16 protein-coding genes and 1 tRNA gene are annotated in these 18,094 nt (G+C 67.5%); 3 read left to right on the top strand and 14 right to left on the bottom strand.

Going from position 1 to position 18,094, the window contains the following annotated elements; all coding sequences use genetic code 11:
- Positions 1-47 precede the first annotated feature (47 nt).
- Positions 48-1,136 carry an alpha/beta fold hydrolase gene (locus ACWGCN_RS21175; RefSeq protein ID WP_452459088.1) on the top strand — a complete coding sequence of 363 codons (1,089 nt, stop codon included), beginning with the start codon at positions 48-50 and terminating at the stop codon, positions 1,134-1,136.
- Positions 1,137-1,231: 95 nt separating this feature from the next.
- Here the strand turns inward: ACWGCN_RS21175 and ACWGCN_RS21170 are convergent, their stop codons facing one another.
- From ACWGCN_RS21170 to ACWGCN_RS21155, 4 genes are all read right to left on the bottom strand, one after another.
- Positions 1,232-2,605, bottom strand: a complete 1,374-nt coding sequence (locus ACWGCN_RS21170; RefSeq protein ID WP_452459089.1) for an alpha/beta hydrolase family protein — start codon at positions 2,603-2,605, stop codon at positions 1,232-1,234.
- Between the two features lie 8 nt (positions 2,606-2,613).
- Positions 2,614-3,195 carry an ArsR/SmtB family transcription factor gene (locus tag ACWGCN_RS21165; protein WP_378996426.1) on the bottom strand — a complete coding sequence of 194 codons (582 nt, stop codon included), beginning with the start codon at positions 3,193-3,195 and terminating at the stop codon, positions 2,614-2,616.
- Positions 3,196-3,312: 117 nt separating this feature from the next.
- Positions 3,313-3,948 carry a TetR/AcrR family transcriptional regulator gene (locus ACWGCN_RS21160; RefSeq protein ID WP_452459090.1) on the bottom strand — a complete coding sequence of 212 codons (636 nt, stop codon included), beginning with the start codon at positions 3,946-3,948 and terminating at the stop codon, positions 3,313-3,315.
- A 237-nt stretch (positions 3,949-4,185) separates the two neighbouring features.
- Complete coding sequence (locus ACWGCN_RS21155; RefSeq protein ID WP_379295948.1) at positions 4,186-4,434, bottom strand: phage tail protein; 249 nt, start codon at positions 4,432-4,434, stop codon at positions 4,186-4,188.
- Positions 4,435-5,134: 700 nt separating this feature from the next.
- Here ACWGCN_RS21155 and ACWGCN_RS21150 point away from each other — a divergent pair.
- On the top strand, positions 5,135-5,680 hold the full coding sequence (locus ACWGCN_RS21150; protein ID WP_387445904.1) for a ricin-type beta-trefoil lectin domain protein: 546 nt from the start codon (positions 5,135-5,137) through the stop codon (positions 5,678-5,680).
- 354 nt (positions 5,681-6,034) lie between these two features.
- On the opposite strand, the gene ACWGCN_RS21145 is transcribed toward ACWGCN_RS21150, so the two are convergent.
- The 4 genes from ACWGCN_RS21145 to ACWGCN_RS21130 all read right to left on the bottom strand — a co-directional run bounded on the left by ACWGCN_RS21145 (position 6,035) and on the right by ACWGCN_RS21130 (position 10,815).
- Positions 6,035-6,110, bottom strand: a tRNA-Thr gene (locus tag ACWGCN_RS21145).
- A 58-nt stretch (positions 6,111-6,168) separates the two neighbouring features.
- Entirely contained in the window at positions 6,169-7,368 is a 1,200-nt protein-coding gene (locus tag ACWGCN_RS21140; protein WP_452459092.1) for a DNA polymerase III subunit delta', read from the bottom strand.
- 66 nt (positions 7,369-7,434) lie between these two features.
- Positions 7,435-10,371 (bottom strand): type I DNA topoisomerase, encoded by a 2,937-nt coding sequence (topA, locus tag ACWGCN_RS21135; protein WP_378996389.1) that lies wholly within the window; start codon positions 10,369-10,371, stop codon positions 7,435-7,437.
- Between the two features lie 237 nt (positions 10,372-10,608).
- Entirely contained in the window at positions 10,609-10,815 is a 207-nt protein-coding gene (locus tag ACWGCN_RS21130) for a cold-shock protein (RefSeq protein WP_019044597.1), read from the bottom strand.
- 435 nt (positions 10,816-11,250) lie between these two features.
- Here ACWGCN_RS21130 and ACWGCN_RS21125 point away from each other — a divergent pair, with 435 nt between their 5' ends.
- Positions 11,251-13,641, top strand: a complete 2,391-nt coding sequence (locus ACWGCN_RS21125) for a DEAD/DEAH box helicase (RefSeq protein WP_452459650.1) — start codon at positions 11,251-11,253, stop codon at positions 13,639-13,641.
- Between the two features lie 299 nt (positions 13,642-13,940).
- Here the strand turns inward: ACWGCN_RS21125 and ACWGCN_RS21120 are convergent, their stop codons facing one another.
- The 6 genes from ACWGCN_RS21120 to ACWGCN_RS21095 all read right to left on the bottom strand — a co-directional run bounded on the left by ACWGCN_RS21120 (position 13,941) and on the right by ACWGCN_RS21095 (position 18,089).
- Entirely contained in the window at positions 13,941-14,333 is a 393-nt protein-coding gene (locus tag ACWGCN_RS21120; RefSeq protein WP_452459649.1) for an Rv3654c family TadE-like protein, read from the bottom strand.
- A gap of 40 nt (positions 14,334-14,373) precedes the next feature.
- Entirely contained in the window at positions 14,374-14,688 is a 315-nt protein-coding gene (locus ACWGCN_RS21115) for a TadE family type IV pilus minor pilin (RefSeq protein WP_378638781.1), read from the bottom strand.
- A gap of 41 nt (positions 14,689-14,729) precedes the next feature.
- Positions 14,730-14,939, bottom strand: a complete 210-nt coding sequence (locus tag ACWGCN_RS21110) for a DUF4244 domain-containing protein (protein WP_378661791.1) — start codon at positions 14,937-14,939, stop codon at positions 14,730-14,732.
- Between the two features lie 72 nt (positions 14,940-15,011).
- Entirely contained in the window at positions 15,012-15,632 is a 621-nt protein-coding gene (locus ACWGCN_RS21105) for a type II secretion system F family protein (RefSeq protein ID WP_378996380.1), read from the bottom strand.
- Positions 15,633-15,901: 269 nt separating this feature from the next.
- Positions 15,902-16,690: a type II secretion system F family protein gene (locus tag ACWGCN_RS21100; protein WP_387445909.1), complete on the bottom strand. Its 789-nt coding sequence runs from the start codon at positions 16,688-16,690 to the stop codon at positions 15,902-15,904.
- A gap of 217 nt (positions 16,691-16,907) precedes the next feature.
- Complete coding sequence (locus ACWGCN_RS21095) at positions 16,908-18,089, bottom strand: TadA family conjugal transfer-associated ATPase (RefSeq protein WP_387445910.1); 1,182 nt, start codon at positions 18,087-18,089, stop codon at positions 16,908-16,910.
- Positions 18,090-18,094 lie beyond the last annotated feature (5 nt).

Genomic DNA, 18,094 nt, shown 5'->3' with positions numbered 1-18,094 from the left:
CCTGGCTTGCACTGTACGGTGGCCTACGACACAAAGGAGTGCCGACAATGCTTGCGAAGTCGATGATGACGCTCGCGGCAGCGCGATCCATGGTCTCTCACCTCGAGACCGGCGCACTGACCGCACAGTTCCGTGCCGGGCTGCGTACCCGCAGTTTCGCCACCGCGAAATTCAACGCCCCCACCGTCGAGCACCGGGTCGTCCCGGTGACCACCGCGGACGGCGCGCAGCTCCGGGTCCACGTCTACGGTCCCGATACCGCCCCCACCCTGGTCCTCATCCATGGCTGGGCCTGCAGTATCGAATACTGGAACCCGCAGATCACCGCCTTCGCCGGCGAGTACCGCGTGGTCAGCTACGACCAGCGCGGCCACGGCGCCTCCACCCTCGGCACCGCCGCCCCCAGCGAACACACCCTGGCCGACGACCTGTCCGCCGTCCTCGACGCGACGCTGCGCGAAGACGAGAAAGCGGTCCTGGCCGGGCACAGCATGGGCGGGCTCACCATTCAGGCCTGGGCCAAGCATCACCCCGAACAGGTCTCCCGACGCGCGTCCGCCGTGCTGCTCGCCAACACCGCCAATGCCGCGATCCGCTGGGAAACCGACATGCTGCCGCTGCTGAACAAGCAGCTCACCGTCGCGCAATACCCGGTCACGCTGCTCGGCGCACCGGTACGGATGCCGCAGCCGGTCAGCGAGTCGCTGCTGTTCGCGCCGCTGCCGATCCCCGGCGGCTGGCTCACCCAGCAGGTTCTGCGCAGTCGCATTCTCACCCCCGAGGCCACTGCCGACGAGGTCGACTTCGCGATGGGCATCATCCGCTCCTGTCGTCCGATCGCGCGCGGGCGCCACGCCGCCGCGATGGCCGACATGGATCTGTCGGCGGGCACCGCCAACCTCACCGTGCCGACCACGGTGATCGCCGGCGCCAGGGACCGGCTGCTGCCACAGCGCCTGTCACGCCCGATCGTCGACACCCTGCGCAGCACCGGCCACCTGGCCGATTTCCACGTGCTGCCGCACGGCCACCTCAGCAATGTCGAAGACACCGACGCCTTCGACGCCGTTCTGCACCAGATCCTGCGCAGCTCCATGAACTCTCGGGCCACCCGCCGCAACGTCGCTGCCCGCTGACCCGAGCCAGTTCTCCTGAGACCGATCAACGGCGATCGGCTCAGGAGTAACCGCGAAGAAGGCCCCCGACCTCGTCGGGGGCCTTTCTCGTAGGTTCAAGGGAGCAGCAGACCCCAGTACAGCGCCCAGAGCACGAAACCTGTTCCACCGCAGACCAAGAGGACCCATCGGGTCCGCGCTCCGGCGCTCGCACCGGCGAGGGTGTGACGGGCGCGGGCGAGCACGAAACCGAGCGCGACCACCGCGCCGAAGGCGATCAGCTGCAATGCCAGCCAGGGCAGGGTTCGGCCGAACAGCAAGGGGCCGAACGAGGTTGCGCGCGTGGTGAGGATGTAGCCGAGCTGGACGATCGTGCCGAGGATGCCGATCACCGTCGTACACAACAGCACTCGCGCCGGCAGCCGATCGGGCAGTCGCCAGGAGCGGACCGTTCCGGTGCACGCGTAGCCGCCCAGCGCCAGGATCATGCCGAACAGCAAGGTCAGCTGCACCGCGGTCGATTCCCACCATGCGGCGGGAGTCAGCGCCCGCACCGAATGCCCCTGTGCCGCAGGTTGATCCGTTGTCGGTGGTGTCGCGGCGCCGGGAAGCCCGTTGACCCAATCACCCATGAGCTCGCCATATCCCGGCGCCAAACCGGGAAGTTTGTCGAAGCCATCGGTGGTCGGTTGTCCGGCGTGCTGGGCGTTCGGGAGGGTGCGCAGCGTGTAGTTCGTCTTTCCGGCATGCTCGAAGGCGGTCTGGAAGCCGCGCAGACTGTCACCGGGTGGGGTCAGACGGTCCAGATCACCCCAGATCGCCAGGACCGGCTGGGTGATCCGCTCCAGCACCGGGATCGGGTCGTAGTCGGCTTGGGCGAACTGACCGGCCGCGACCAGCTGACGAATACCGTTGCGGGCCAGCACATCGACCATCGAACCGCGCACGCCCGCCGCACCGAACCGCGTCTCGTTCGCCCAGTTCTGTTGCGCGGCGGGTGCGGCCGAATTCGCGCCGATCGTGATCAAGAACGCCGCGTCGGCGGATCGCGACGCGGCGAGGGGCGCGACCCATCCGCCCTCCGACAGGCCCCACAAACCCACTCGCGCCGCGTCCACCTCGGGCCGATTCCGCAGTGCGGCAACGCCTGCCAGCGCGTCGTCGGCCAGGAGGGAGTAGTCACGGTGCGACGGCGTGTAATCCTCGGTGCGCTTGTCGTAGCGCAACGCGACGATGCCCGCGCGGGCGAACGCCTCGGCGACATGGTCGTAGTGCTCGCCGCTGCCGTCGCCCGATCCGTGGACGAGCACGACGCCCGGCCTGCCGGACGCGCCCGCCGGAGCATGCACGGTGCCCGCGGTGGTCGTGCCGTCCGAGCGGGTGACGGTGATGTCGACGGTGGTGGTGTTCTGCGCGTGCGCCGCCGGAAATCCGGTGACGACGGTGATCATGAAGGTGAGCAGGATGATTCGCCGGAAGAAAGAGAGCACGCCAAGTCCTAGTTTGCGGTGTTCGTGCGAGGTGCGGGGAAGGCGAGGAAGCGCGTCAGCACACGGCGGGCGCCCGGGCGATCCTGCGGGTGCGACTGCTGAAAACGCTTGAGCAGCGTCATGTAGTCCTCGAAGAATTCCTCGAGTTCGGCCGGCGTCGCGTAGATGGCGCCACGCGAGAAGGGCATCATGTCGGCCCACTCGCCCAGCTCGGCACGCTCGGCCTGGAAGCGCTGGAACATCTCGATGTCTTCGGCGATGTGCTGCGCGACAAGACCTTCCATCAACTCACGGAGCTCCGGTGACTGCTCGCGATCCATCCGGTAGCGCAGGTCCTTCGGCGGCGAACGCCACCACCGTTCCTTGCCCTTGGCCAGTTCGGGCGCCTCTTCGATGAAGCCGTGTTCGGCGAGTTGGCGCAGGTGGTAGCTGGTCGCGCCGGTGTTCTCGCCCAGCCGAGCGCCCAATGCTGTCGCGGTGGCCGGTCCGTTCTCGGCGAGCGCGCGCAGGATGCGCTGACGCAGGGGATGCGCGAGCGCGCGCAGCGCTGCGGGATCGGTGATCTCTCGGGGCGGTACCTCGTCGGCCATAGTTACAACGTACTCTTTGCACAAATATCTGTGCAAAGAAATTTATGCAACATGGAATCGAGGCCGTGGCTCCGGAGACGGAGGGTTCTACTTCGAGGTCAGGTTCCTGCCAGCGGACTACCAGGTGAGATCACGGTTCGGGAGCTGATGCTCGTCGAACCACGTCGCGACCATCTCAGCGGTGGCTGCGATGAGTTCACGGCGCTCGCTGCCATCGACATCGAGGGCCGAGGCGCGCAGCACCGCCGCGAATCCAGTGTTGACCACGACCGAGGCCATCACGTCGTATTTGTGGTCATCGCCTGGACCCAGGATCTGGATCACCAGCATCTTGATCATCAGCCGCAACCGCGGCTCGAACTCGGGAAGGCCGCTGCTGTAGAACTGCACGCCCGCGATCAGCGCCCGCAGCAGCCCGGCATTGGCGACCAATACGTCGGTGATGACACCGAAGATCGCGGTGAAAATCTCCTGGGTGGACATGCCCCTGAGACTGAACATCGAGGTGGTGAACGCCGTTTCGATGTCGGTGAGCAGCCGGTCCAACAGCTCGTCGACCATTCGCGAGCGGTCGTTGAAATAGCGGTACACCGTACCGATACTGACTCCGGCCGCCACCGCGATCCGATTGGTCGAGGTCTCGGTGATCCCGCGCTCCCCGAACAACTTCGCGGCGGCGTCGAGGATCTGGTTCCGCGTCGCCTTGGCTCGATCCTGCGTGGGCTGGCGGCGACTACGAGGGGTCGGGGGCACGCTTCGATCCTTACCGTTCACAACACTGAACTGCTGCAGCACAGCGTAGACCGAAGAAGACCACCCGATCGGCACACATCCGGCCATGCCGCTATCGCGTCCAGCCCACGGCGTACAAGGACTGGTTCACCTACAGCAAGGGCGGGCACCGGAACTTTCCGATACCCGCCCTGCACTATTCAGTGGTATGTAGAGAACGGTCGCCGGCCAGTACCCGCGCCGCTGAAACCTCCGCGTCTACGGGCGCTGGGGGTAGATGCCCTCGGTGGCGATGGCGTAGAGGAGGTTGTCGCCGAGCGTCTCACCGGCAGCCTTGAGGTTCGGCAGGGCGAAGGTCGTCCTGCCGTCGCCACCGAACTTGTTGCCGATCAAGCTGAACAGCGCCTGGTGGTCGGAGACCTTCAGGATGTCCCCATTGCACGGGTACCAGCCCTGCGGTGTCCAGCCGTAAGTGAAGATCGCGATCTGACCGAGAATTGGATCCATGTGCTGAAAAGTCCTCTCATACAACGGATGTGAAGATCGGACGACCGTGTCTGTGCGGTCGCACATGTTTTACCGCAGCCCTCGGCCCGGTCACAAACTCCGCCGCCACACCCCCTTCGCAACCCGCTCCGCGCCGGGAACCTCGGCATGTTGTCGCCCGGGCAGACCACCGCTGTCGATATTCGAAGTCCTCTTCTGCGATGTAGGGAGTCCATTTCAGCCGAGGGTCGATCGACGATCTGCAGCTGAGGTGACCGACTTCCCGGTCACCGCCGTGCACTATCCGGAACACGATCAGCGCGACGAAGGCCACCGAGGCAGAGCAGGTCAGAGCTGGTTTCAGCCACGACCCGATAGGTCGAATTCGAGGTCGCGTGGTGCGCGGTGTCGCACGAGTGGTCGGCCGCTTGGCCCGCGCCGTGCACCACGGTATGCGGTTCCTTGCCCGCCGGTCCCAGTTCGGCTGGCGGAGTCTGCTCACCCTTGTGCGGCGCCGCCCGCACCGGTGCCGCGGGTAACTCACCGTCCCCGAGGATGTTCGCACCTCGGGAACATCTCGTGCCCAGGCACCCTCGTACGAAAGCGTTCATTAAGAATCCGACATTCCGCGCTGGCTACGTTTCTCTCATCGAAGTCGGAAAAATCCGCTGCAGCAAGGCAATACGCACCGATAGGCGAATGCGCCATGAAGGGAATACCAGTGAAGAATCCACTTTCTGCCGGGGTAGTACGTGCGGGACGTAATCGGCCCGAGCGCTCGGCTCGACGACTCGTCGGCCTGCTCGGCCGGGGGGCCGTCGTAGCTGCCGCGGCGATGATGGTGTTCGCGCCTGCCAGCTCGGCCGGGGCCGGCATCACAATGCCCAACGGCCTGAATGAACGCGTGTGTCTGGACGCGCTGACCCGCGACGGGCGCACGCTCACCGGAGTCGTCCAGGTATGGGCCTGCAACAACGGAGCACAGCAGCGGTGGATCCCCGGCCCCAACGGCAGTCTGCGCAACGCTCTCGATGAACGCCTGTGCCTGGACGCGCTGACCCGCGACGGGCGCACGCTCACCGGAGTCGTCCAGGTATGGGCCTGCAACGGCGGCGCGCAGCAGCGGTGGATCGCCGGGCCCAGCCACAGCCTGCGCAACGGCCTGAATGATCGCCTGTGCCTGGATGCGCTGACCACCAACGGCCATACGCTCACCGGACGGGTCCAGGTGTGGTCCTGCAACAACGGAGCACAGCAGCAATGGTGACGTCGAGATGCGCGTGCGAGATCGGCTTCAACGGCGCACAACGTGCCCGATCTCGACCGAACGGACACTGACCAGTCGATGCGCAGGCTGCGCGAGATACCAGGCGTCTGTTCCGTCCACGACCCGGGACCGGTTGGGTCGGCTCGCATCTCGCGGCGCTCGAGAACGCGCAGCGCGCCGAGTTCCTGGCGCTGGGTGTCGCGTGTCGGACGACCGCCCGATTGCCACGCATGCGGACGAATCGAAGGCGGCGGGGGCCGCTCTGAACCGGTGAGCCGCAGGACGGATTTCCCGCCGGTTGGCACACTGAAACGAGAGAGGCCCTCCCCGGCGAACCGGAAAGGGCCTCTGAACTGGAGCCGCCTGGGGGAATCGAACCCCCGACCTTTTCATTACGAGTGAAGCGCTCTACCGACTGAGCTAAGGCGGCGTGCCATTTCGGCGACGCGAGTCTATCGCGGGAAGGGGTAGAACGCGAAAACGGGTGGTCAGGTGGTGCGGGCGGTGATGAGGGTGGCGGTCATGGCGGCGATGGCGAAGCGAGGTTTCACGTTGAGGTCGAGGGCTTCGCGGCAAGCCAGGACGGCATCGATGCTGCGGAGCAGGCCTTCGGGGCGGACGTTGGTGGCGAGGTCGGTGATCTCGTCGGCCATGTCGGGGTGGGTGAGGGTGATGGGGGTGCCGCGGCCGGCGAATCGCATGGCCAGGGCGTCGCGGTACATGCCGGCGATGTCGATGAGGGCGCGATCGAGTGCGTCGCGGCCGGTGCGGGTGGCGCGGGACTTCTGGCGGCGTTCGAGGTCTTTGAGAACGCCCGCCGAACCGCGGGTGGCGGACGCCGAGCCCTTGCCGGTGCCGCCCGCGCCGAGAGCGGTGGCGAGTTCGTCGCGTTCGCGGTCGTCGCGATCGGCGCTCATCAGCTTGGCTTCGTCGTCGGCTGACTTCACCAATTCGTCGGCGGCGGCGTAGGCGGCGCCGGGGCGCTCGGTCGCGGTGACCAGAGCGAGGGCACGCTTGCGTCGCTGGCGAGAGTCCTCGTCGGTGGCGAGGCGGCGGGCTCGACCGACATGGCCGCCGCTGATCGAAGCAGCCCAGTCGGCGGTCTTCGCGTCGAGTCGGTCGCGCTCGCGCAGAACCTGGGCGATCGCGGGAACGGTCGGTGTCACGAGGTGAACGTGCCTGCACCGCGAGCGCAGGGTGACGGAGATGTCCTCGGGGTCGACGGTGGGAGCACACAGCAGGAACACAGTGCGGTCCGGCGGTTCCTCGACCACCTTGAGCAGCGCGTTGGCGGCCCCCTCGGTGAGGCGGTCGGCATCTTCGACAACCACGACCTGCCAGCGACCGGTGCTCGGGCGACGTGCCGCGATCTGCACGATGGCCCGCATCTCCTTGGTGCTGATGCTCAGCCCCTCGGGGATGATGCGCCGCACGTCACCGTGGGTACCGGCCATCGTGGTGGTGCAGGCATGGCACTGCCCGCACCCGACGGTATCGGGATCGGTGCATTGCAGCGCCGCCGCGAAACACAGCGCCGCGACAGACCTCCCCGAACCGGGAGGCCCGGTGAACAACCACGAATGCGTCATCGCCCCGGTGACCACACCGGCCCGCGCCGCCTTCGCGGCAGCCGCCAGCTCGGTCTCGACCACGTCCTGGCCGACCAGTCGATCGAAGACACCTGCCACGCGCTACACCCTAGCCGCGGGGTCCGACAGGATTCACCGAGGCCGGGCGGGCACGCAGGCGAGCGATCAAGCCTCTTCTGCCCCAGCGGATTTCGCGGCGGCCTTCTTGGCCGGAGCCTTCTTCGCTGCCGTCTTCTTCGCGGTGGACTTCTTCGCCGCGGTCTTGGTCGCCGTCTTCGTCGCCGTCGACTTCACCGCCGCCTTCTTCGCGGGCGCCTTCTTGGCCGCCTTCTTCGCGGTCGTCTTCTTCGCCGCCTTCTTCACCGGCCCACGCGCCCGGCGATCGGCCAGCAGTTCGGACGCGCGTTCGTCGGTGATCGACTCGACCTCGTCGCCCTTGCGCAGGCTCGCGTTGGTCTCGCCGTCGGTGACGTACGGGCCGAAACGACCGTCCTTGATCACCATCGGCTTGTCGGTCGCCGAGTCCTTGCCCAGCTCACGCAGCGGTGCCGCGGCCGCGGCCTGACGCCCGCGACGCTTGGGCTCGGCGTAGAGCTTCAGCGCCTCCTCGAGGGTGACCGAGAACAACTGATCCTCGGTCGCCAGCGAACGGGAATCCGTGCCCTTCTTCAGGTACGGGCCGTAGCGGCCGTTCTGCGCGGTGATCTCCTCACCCGAGGTGGGATCGTTGCCGACCACGCGGGGCAGCGAGAGCAACATCAGCGCGTCGTCGAGGGTGATCTCGGCCAGGTCCATCGACTTGAACAGCGAACCGGTGCGCGGCTTGACCTCCGCGGCCTTCTTGGTCTTCTTCGCGGGCGCCGCGTCCGGTTCGGGTGCGGGCGGTTCCGGCAGCACCTCGGTGACGTACGGGCCGAAACGTCCTTCCTTGGCGACGATTTCGTTCCCCGACACCGGGTCGACGCCGAGCGAGCGCCCCTCCTGCGGCGTCGAGAACAGCTTCTCGGCGACCTCGGGCGTCAGCTCGTCGGGCGGCAGATCGTCGGGCAGGTTCGCCCGCTGCGAGATCCGATCCCCTTCGGGGTCATCGGGATTGATGATCATCCGCTCCAGGTACGGACCGAAGCGGCCGACGCGGACCACGACATCGCGGCCCTCTTCGTCGACGAACATCTTGATCGAGTTCACTTCTCGCGCGTCGATGTCGTCGAGCTGCACGGAGACCATCTTCTTGAGGCCACCGGACCGCGCGACCGAACCCTCGGCGCCGGATTCGCCACCGAAGTAGAAGCTGGACAACCAGTTTCCGCGTTGCTCGCGTCCACCGGCGATGGCGTCGAGGTCGTCCTCCATCGCGGCGGTGAAGTCGAAGTCGACGAGTCGACCGAAGTAGGCCTCGAGCAGGCCGACCACCGCGAACGCCACCCACGCCGGGGCCAACGCGCTGCCGCGCTTGTAGACGTACCCGCGATCGAGGATCGTCTTGATGATCGAGGAGTAGGTCGACGGGCGGCCGATGCCGAGGTCTTCCAGCGTCTTGATCAGCGAGGCTTCGGTGTAGCGGGCGGGCGGGTTGGTGCTGTGGCCGTCGGGAGTGAGCTCGACGGCCGTGACGCTCTGGCCCTCTTCCAGTGCGGGCAAACGGGATTCGGCGTCGTCGGACTGGCCGCCCGCCTCCTCGTCCACGCTCTCGACGTAGGCCTTGAGGAACCCGGCGAAGGTGATGGTGCGACCCGAGGACGAGAACACACACTCCTCGCCGGTCCGCGCGGTGCCGGTGATGCGCAGGGTCAGCGTGGTGCCGCGCGCGTCGACCATCTGCGAGGCGACCGTGCGCTGCCAGATCATCTCGTAGAGCTTGAACTCGTCGTTGTCGACCTTCGAGGCCAGCTGACCGGGCGTCATGAAGGTGTCACCCGAGGGACGGATCGCCTCGTGTGCCTCCTGCGCGTTCTTGACCTTGCGGGTGTACTGGCGTGGCGACGGCGAGACGTACTCCGCGCCGTAGAGCTGGGTCGCCTGCGAGCGAGCCGCCGCGATCGCCGACTCCGACAGCGTCGTGGAGTCGGTACGCATGTAGGTGATGTAGCCGTTTTCGTACAACCGCTGCGCGACCCGCATCGTGCGCTCGGAGGTGAACCGCAGCTTGCGGCCCGCTTCCTGCTGCAACGTGGAAGTCATGAACGGCGGGTACGGCTTGCGCGTGTACGGCTTGGCCTCGGCCGAGCTGACCTCGAGCGCGGCGCCGTCGAGCGCCTCGGCCAGCCTGCGGGCATAGGCCTCGTCGAGCACGACGACACCGGTGGCCGACTTGAGCTGACCGTCGGAACCGAAGTCACGACCGGAAGCGACACGGTCGCCGGAGACCTGCACCAGGCGCGCGCCGAACGTGCGCGGGTTGGTCGAATCAGACTTCTCGTCGGGACCCGCGTCGAGCTTGGCGGCGATGTCCCAGTACCCGGCGGAGCGGAACGCGATGCGCTCGCGCTCACGCTGCACGATCACCCGGGTGGCGACGGACTGCACGCGACCGGCGGACAGCCGCGGCATGACCTTCTTCCACAGCACCGGGGAGACCTCGTAGCCGTAGAGGCGGTCCAGAATGCGACGGGTTTCCTGGGCGTCGACCAAATCGTTGTCGAGCTCGCGCGTGTCGGCGGCGGCGGCGAGGATGGCGGGCTCGGTGATCTCGTGGAAGACCATCCGGCGAACCGGGACCTTCGGCTTGAGCGTTTCGAGCAGGTGCCAGGCGATAGCCTCGCCCTCGCGGTCGGGGTCGGTGGCGAGGTAGAGCTCGTCGGCGTCGGCCAGCAAGCTCTTGAGCTCGGCGACCTTGGCCTTCTTATCCGGGTTCACCACATAGATCGGCTCGAAGTCGTGATCGACGTCGACACCGAGGCGGGCCCACGCTTGCCCCTTGTATTTGGCGGGCACGTCGGCGGCACCGCGCGGCAAGTCGCGGATATGGCCCACCGAGGCCTCGACCGTGTAGTTGCGACCCAGGTAGGGCGCGATCTTGCGGGCCTTGGTCGGCGACTCGACGATCACGAGACGACGCAGGGGTCGGCCCTGGTCGGCTGAACTGCGGTCTCGTGTTGCCACCGGCGAACACCTTCCTTCTAGATCCGCGCGTCGGGAGGTCCGCTCGGTGCGCGGCTGGGGCAGACGGCGACGTTCGGACATCACCACCAGTGACGTTTATACCCTGCGCACTTGGGGTAGAGGCATTTGCGGCGTTTCACGACGCGGGCGCTGTCCTGGGCGATGGTACCCGGAAATGACTCGTCCCCCTCCTCCGCATGCGGAGGAGGGGGACGAGGCGTTGTTGTGTTCCGCAGCTCAGGAGAGCGCGCGAACGCCGGTGGCCTGCGGGCCCTTGGTGCCCTGGCCTACCTCGAACTCGACCTTCTGGTTTTCCTCGAGGGTACGGAAGCCCGTGCCCTGGATCTCCGAGTAGTGGACGAAGACGTCAGCGGAGCCGTCCTCGGGCGCGATGAAGCCGAACCCCTTCTCCGCGTTGAACCACTTCACAGTTCCCTGTGCCATTCTGTTTCCTTCTCTTTCTACCGGAAACGGCGGACAACTGGGTTCGTCCACCGGGCCCGTTCCGACCGCTGTACTGTTGGTCCCCCTGCAAGGAAATCCTGAGCACGGCGTTCGCAACAACGATCCTGCTGATGGTTTGGACCTTGGATCCGTCCCTCGAACACAGAAGCTTGCGACCGAGACCCAGTGAACCATGTCTCTGCGCAATTCGACAGTCGAGTTACCGACTATTTGCAAAATTCATGATCTTGCGAATGTGCAGGTAAGGGACAGATTGGGTGTATCCGTACTTTCGGTCTGTTTGCTTCTTGATAACCGAGTGAGCTTCCAGCAAACATGCTGTGACCCAGATCGCTACTGGGTTACGAAATCCCAGGTAGTGGTTGTCGCACACACACGTTTCACACTTCGCGTGTCGCGTGAGAGAAGGACTGGATGAATCCGACAGACCGGACCGAGGTCCGAGAGCACGATACGGGCGAGAGCTATGGGCGATCGTTGCTCAATCGTGTCCTGACCGAGGCGGCTGCCGGCGGCAACCCGTTGACCCACATCGCCGAGCTGCCCGCACGGCGCGCGCACACCACCGCGTGGCCGGAATGGGTGCCATCGGAGCTGGTCACAGCCCTGGACGCGCAGGAGATCACGCTGCCATGGGAACACCAGACCCGCACGGCCGATCTCGCGGCGACCGGAAACCACGTCGTGGTGAGCACGGGAACCGCGTCCGGGAAATCGCTCGGTTACCAGTTACCGGTGCTCACCGCGCTGCACGACGACCCCCGCGCCACCGCGCTGTATCTCTCCCCCACCAAGGCGCTCGGCGCCGATCAACTCCGCGCTGTCGGCAGCCTGATCCACGACAATCCGCTGCGAGAGGCGCATCCGGCGAGCTATGACGGCGACACTCCCGCCGAGGTCAGACAGTGGGTGCGGGCCAACGCCCGCTGGATCTTCACCAATCCCGACATGCTGCACGTCGGGATTCTCCGTTCGCATCAGCGCTGGGCACGGGTGCTGCGCAACCTGCGGTATGTGGTGGTCGACGAATGCCACGCATATAGAGGAGTGTTCGGTTCGCACGTCGCGCTGGTGTTGCGAAGGCTGCGTCGGCTCGCCCGGTTCTACGGCGCCGACCCGGTGTTCATCCTGTGCTCGGCGACCAGTGCCGATCCGGCCGCGTCGGCGAGCAGGCTGATCGGGGCGCCGGTGGCCGCTGTCACCGAGGACGGGTCGCCGCGCGGCGCCCGGACCGTCGCCCTGTGGGAACCGCCGCTGAGCGCGATGCGGGCCGGTGAGAACGGAGCACCGGTGCGGCGCACCGCGACCAGCGAGGCAGCCAAGATCATGGCGGCGCTGGTGGCCGAGGGCGCCAGGACACTGACCTTCGTTCGCTCGCGGCGCGGTGCCGAACTGATCGCGCTCGATGCCCGTCGCGTCCTCGCGGAAACCGCCCCCGAGCTGCAGGAACGGGTTGCCGCCTACCGGGCGGGCTATCTGGCCGAGGACCGGCGGGAGCTCGAGCAGTCGCTGTCGCAGGGGACATTGCTCGGCGCGGCGAGTACCAACGCACTCGAACTAGGCGTCGACATCGCGAGCCTCGACGCCGTGGTCATCGCCGGTTTTCCCGGAACGGTCGCCTCGTTCTGGCAGCAGGCCGGGCGGGCGGGCAGACGGACGCAGGGTTCGCTGGTGGTGCTCGTGGCTACCGACGACCCGCTCGACACCTACCTGGTGCACCACCCGCAAGCGCTGCTCGACCGGCCGATCGAGGCCACCATCACCGACCCGTACAACCCTTACATCCTCGGCCCCCAACTGCTGTGCGCCGCGATGGAGCTGCCGCTCACCGACGAAGAGGCGAGCGAGTTCAGAGCCGACGAAGTACTCGCCGACCTCGCCGATCAGGGCCTGATCCGGCGCAGGCCGGGCACCCGCGGCGCGGGTGCGCGCTGGCACATCACCGCGCACACCCACCCGCACGACGACGTGGATGTGCGCGGTGGACTCGGCTCGCCGGTCGCGATCGTCGACGCTGAGACCGGACGCCTGCTCGGCACCGCCGACGCAGGCCGGGCACCCGCCACGCTGCACACGGGGGCTGTCCATCTACATCAGGGCGAGACCTATCTGGTCGACGAACTGGACCTCGAGGGTGGTGTCGCGTTCGTCAACGAGGTGGATCCCGGCTTCACCACCAGTTCCCGGCAGATCACCTCGATCACCGTTCAGGGGGTGATCGAGGAGCGCGTGTTCGGCGAGGTCACGGCTGCATCCGCGCAGGTGGCGGTGACAAACCAGGTCGTCGGCTACCTGCGGACCCTGGTGACCGGCGAGGTGCTCGACCAGGTGGAGCTCGATCTGCCCGCGCACACCCTGCACACCAAGGCCGTCCTGTATACCGTCACGCCCCCGCTGCTCGCCGCCGCGGACATCTCCGACGAACAGCTTCCCGGCGCGTTGCACGCCGCCGAGCACGCCGCCATCGGCATGTTGCCGCTGGTCGCGGGCTGCGACCGGTGGGACATCGGCGGTGTCTCCATCGCCGAACATCCCGATACCGGCGCGCCGACGGTGTTCGTCTACGACGGCCAGCCCGGTGGCGCCGGGTTCGCCGAGCGCGGATTCGCCCAGCTCACGGACTGGTTGTCCGCCACGCTGAGCGTGATCCACAGCTGCGCGTGCCAGGACGGCTGCCCCTCGTGCGTGCAATCGCCCAAGTGCGGAAACGGCAACAACCCCCTGGACAAGGACGCCGCCGCGCGCTTGCTGGCCGCCGTTCTCGGCGAGCTGCGGGCTCATCGGGAGCTACCTGCGGATTCATGATGTCCGCACGCTCGCGGCGTGACCGGCGAGACACCGCACTCGAAGAATGTTGGTCACTCGTCCGAATTACTGCTGACCAGCAGCGATATGTCAGCCGACGCCCCGTGTCCGAATAAAAAGGACCACTCTTCTATTAACTGGCACATAGCCAACTGGAGCCACGGGCGCGATTACATCGTTTTTTTCATTTTTTTCTCGCCCAGATCAAAGAATGCGCATGAAATAGCGCATAAGCACTTCCGGTTAATTCGAATTGGTTCGGCGCGGAACAACCACCGGCCAGTGATAACACTTGCGCGTCACTCATTCTCTTCCACCGGACCCGCCCGTGCCGAAGCCTGCACAGTGCGCATACCGAACACTCCCGCTGACACATTCGCCTCGACATCTACAACAACATCCCACTGCGCGACCGAGCACCGCCGTACTCGAACCCCCATCCGCCGGGCGATCTCCCCGGCCTCCCCACATGCCGTCTCCGCGCTCTCCGCCAAGAGACCCGCCGCGGCCAGCGCGCCCAGATCCGCGGCCCCCTGCGCCCGATGCCGAGCCACCACCGCTACACCCACCTGGCCCACCAGCAACGTCAGGCAGATCAACCCCGCCAACGCCACACACACGAACGCCGTTGCCCCGCCTCCATCCGCCGTGAACCACGACGACCTACGGTCCTTCGACCCGCACGGTTTCACTTCTCGAGCCGTTCCCTCCGCCGGCACCTGCGCATCGCTGTCACGGATCCACTCCCGGCTCGGTGACGGCCACCGCTTCGGCGCGAAGGCGCAGGCCGGGCAGGAGTGGGGTGTTCGCGGCGACGGTGGCGACCACCCGATCGCCTTCGGTGCGGAGTTCGACGGTCGCGCCCGATGGGGCGACAGATCGTCCCGCGGTGATCGCGCGCGAGGTGTCACCCCGGGCAGCGAGGCGGGCGGTCTCGCGGGCAGCATCGGTGCAGCGGACCTGGGTGGATCCTGCGAGCAGTGCGCCGACACACAGGGCTACGGCGCACACCAGGGCCGCGAGTGCGATGGCGGCCTCGACCGTCACCGCACCCGCGTCGGCCCCGAGAGTGCCGGTGTCGCGGCGGTTTACACGCTCGTGTTGAGTGCCTTGTCGATGATGCCGGTCAGCGCGTTGACAATGCTGTCCCCGGTGACGACCCCGTAGAGCACGGCTCCGAAGGCCGCCGCGGCGATAGTCCCGATCGCGTACTCCGCCGTGGACATGCCGTCGTCCTCGAGCAGCAGACGCGTGATGCGAGTGCGGGCCCCCAGGTATACCGCGTGCGCGAACGTCATCGTGATCCCCTCTCTGGTTGCACCGCGCGGCTGATCCGCGCGGTGAAGTTTCGGTGGCCCCGTCGCAACCGGTCACAGCAGCCCACCGCCGCCGAGCACGCGATCGGCGAGGCCGATAACGACCGGCACGATGCCGAGGCAGACGAAAGCGGGCAGGAAGCACAGGCCGAGCGGGCCACCGATCAGCACGCCGGCACGTTCGGCGCGCGCGACGGCAGCGTCCTCCACGGCTTCGCGGCGTTGCGTGGCGAGTTCGCCGACTGCCGCGGCCAGCGAGGCGCCGGAGCGCGCCGAACGACGAGCCATCCTGGCCAGCGACTCCACGTCATCGGCGCCCGCCGACCCCACCGCATCGGCGGCCGCCCGTTCCCATGCCGTCGCCGCGTCGGCGCCCAGCGCGAGAAGGTCTGCGGCCCTGAGCAATGCCGCCCGAAGAACCGGCGGCGCTGTCGGCGCGCTGGCTCGCGCGGCCGCGGCCATCGGCAGTCCCGCTCGGAGACACGCGGCCAGTAGATCGAACGCGGACGCCGACCCGAGCGGGTCGACCTTCGCGGTGTCACCTGCCGTCCCGGAGACGCCGGCCGTCGTCGGACCGAGCGCACGCACCCGTCGACTGACGGCCACTCGCCCTGGTAGCAACACAATCGCCACGGCCGCGATCAGCAACGCCCCCGGCGCAGCAGCACCATCCATCCCCTGCACAGCAAATCCCCTCCTCGAAGTTCGGTCCACACCCATCCACACCCCGATCCGAACTGCCGCACGCGGGGCACCGCGATCAGCGCGTGGTCATGGTCGGTGATCACATCTGTCCACAGGCATTCGGCGACTACTCCCGCCCTGCCGTCGGGCCGTGACGCACACCGAGTGCGGCTGCGCTCTTGCGGCGGCGCACATTTGTCCACAGGGCATCCACACGAGTTGTCCACTACCGCCGTCCGTTCGACACCGTCCGGTGCGGATCAGGCGGTGCTCTTACGGGTGATGACATCTGTCCACAGCAGTCCACAGCAGGCGAGGGCGGCGCCCAGCGGGAGAAGTAGTTCCCCAGCCGGAGCAGCGAACAGGATGGTGAGCGGGGCAGCTCCCATCAGTTGTCCCAGGCCGATGCCTACCAGGGGAAGGCCGGCCAGGACGGTGGCCGATGCTCGGGCGCCGGCCAGTGCGGCTTCGGTGCGGTCGCGAAAGCGGATGCGTCCGAGTAGGTCGGACCTGGCGGCGGCGAGTAGTTCCGCCAGCGCCAAGCCGTGCTCTTCGGCCACCCGCCAGGCCGCGGCGACTCGCGACAGTTCCTCGGCGACAATCGAATCCGGCTGGACCCAACCGTCGGCTCCGGAACCACCGAGGCGGCTGCGGCCGGCACTGATCGCCAGTACGCGCGCCGCTTCGCCGCGCGACTCGGCTGCGGCGGATTCGGCCGCCGCGCTCGGGTGGGCGCCCACGCGGAGCTCCCCGACCACAGCTTCGAGGCCGGCCAGGAGGTAGCCGCATTCGCGCCGCCGTTCGCGGTCACCTCGACCACGCCGTTGACGGACCGCCACAGTGGTTCCCAGCATCAGTGCGGCCGACCCGACGCCGGGTCCGAACATGAACGCCGTGCACCCCAGCGAGATTCCTGCACACCACTCCACAGGCACGCGTTGTCGCGCAGTGCTCCCGCTCGGCGCGAACAGCCGGGTGAACCGTCGTTGACCGCCTGCCACCGGCAGCACCAGCACCGCGATCGCGCAACAGAGCAACGCACTACCCATGAGGCCGCCTCCTCCACACCGAAACCCGCATCTCGTTCGCCACACTCGCCGGGGGCGGCTCCGAGCTCTACCCGCGGCGATCGCCGCTCCGCCTCGCCGACCACCGACCACCGCCCGGAATAGCGCGTAGACCTGTGAAGCCAGTTCCCTGCCCCTGTAATTCGCTCATGGCGACACGAATCCCCCGGAGCCACCACCGCATACGCAACCGAGTTACTCATCCGAGACGCACCTCGAGCAGCCGGTGGAGTTCGCCGGTCGCGGGAGTCGGGTGGTCGTCCGCCCGCCAGGCGGGGGTGATGTGGACTCCCTCGAAATCACGGTGCAGGACCCCGATTTCGTGGAGAGCACGGGTTCCGTCGGAGCGGCGCCGAACGTGCAGGACTACCTGGACGGCGGCAGCCAGCTGGCTGTGCAGGGCCGCCCTGTCCATCCCGCCGAGCGCCGCCAGTGCCTCCAGGCGCGCCGGAACTTCCTGGGGCGAGTTGGCATGGACGGTCCCCGCACCGCCGTCGTGGCCGGTGTTGAGGGCCGTTAAGAGATCGACGACTTCGGCACCACGGACCTCTCCGACGACGATGCGATCCGGGCGCATCCGCAGGGCCTGACGGACCAAGTCGCGCACCGTAACAGCGCCTACCCCCTCGACATTGGCCGTCCTGGCAACCAGCCGAACAACATGTGGATGGACCGGAGCGAGCTCGGCGGCGTCTTCCACGCAGACGATTCGTTCGGCAGGGTCGACGGCGGCGAGCAGGGCCGAGAGCAAAGTAGTCTTTCCCGCTCCGGTACCTCCCACGACCAGGAACGCGAGGCGGGCGCGGACGATGTCGCCGAGCAGACGACGGGCGTCCGGAGGAATCGAACCAGCGGCCGCCAGCGCGTCGAGGCCCTGGGTCGCGGGGCGGAGGATGCGAAGGGACAGGCATGTGCCGTCGTGGGCGACGGGGGCCAGTACCGCGTGGAGTCGAACGCCGAACGCGTCGCCCAGCGTGGCTTCGGTTCCGGCGAGTTTGCCGTCGACCCAGGGTTGAGCGTCGTCGAGGCGGCGGCCCGCGGCCGAGGCCAAGCGCTGGGCGAGGCGGCGAACAGCGGCTTCGTCGGCGAAGCGGACATCGGTCAGCTCCAGGCCGCGGCCACGGTCCACCCATACCGCATCCGGCCCGGTGACGAGTACATCGGCGACCCGAGGATCGTGCAGCAACGGCTCCAGCAGCCCCGCACCGGTCATCTCGGTCTGCAACAGGCGCAGGGCCCGGAGCAGATCGGTGTCGGCAAGCACCCCGCCCGCTTCCGTACGGATCGCGGCCGCCAGCTGCGCGGCATCTGGCACGCCCGGATGCTCGGCGAGGCGCTCACGGACGCGTTCGAGGAGGTCGACGGTCACAAAGGAGGTCATGTCGT

The organism is Nocardia sp. NPDC055050, from assembly GCF_053608345.1.
Note: the sequence above shows the minus strand (reverse complement) of the source record. Positions and strands in the feature narration are given on the sequence as shown.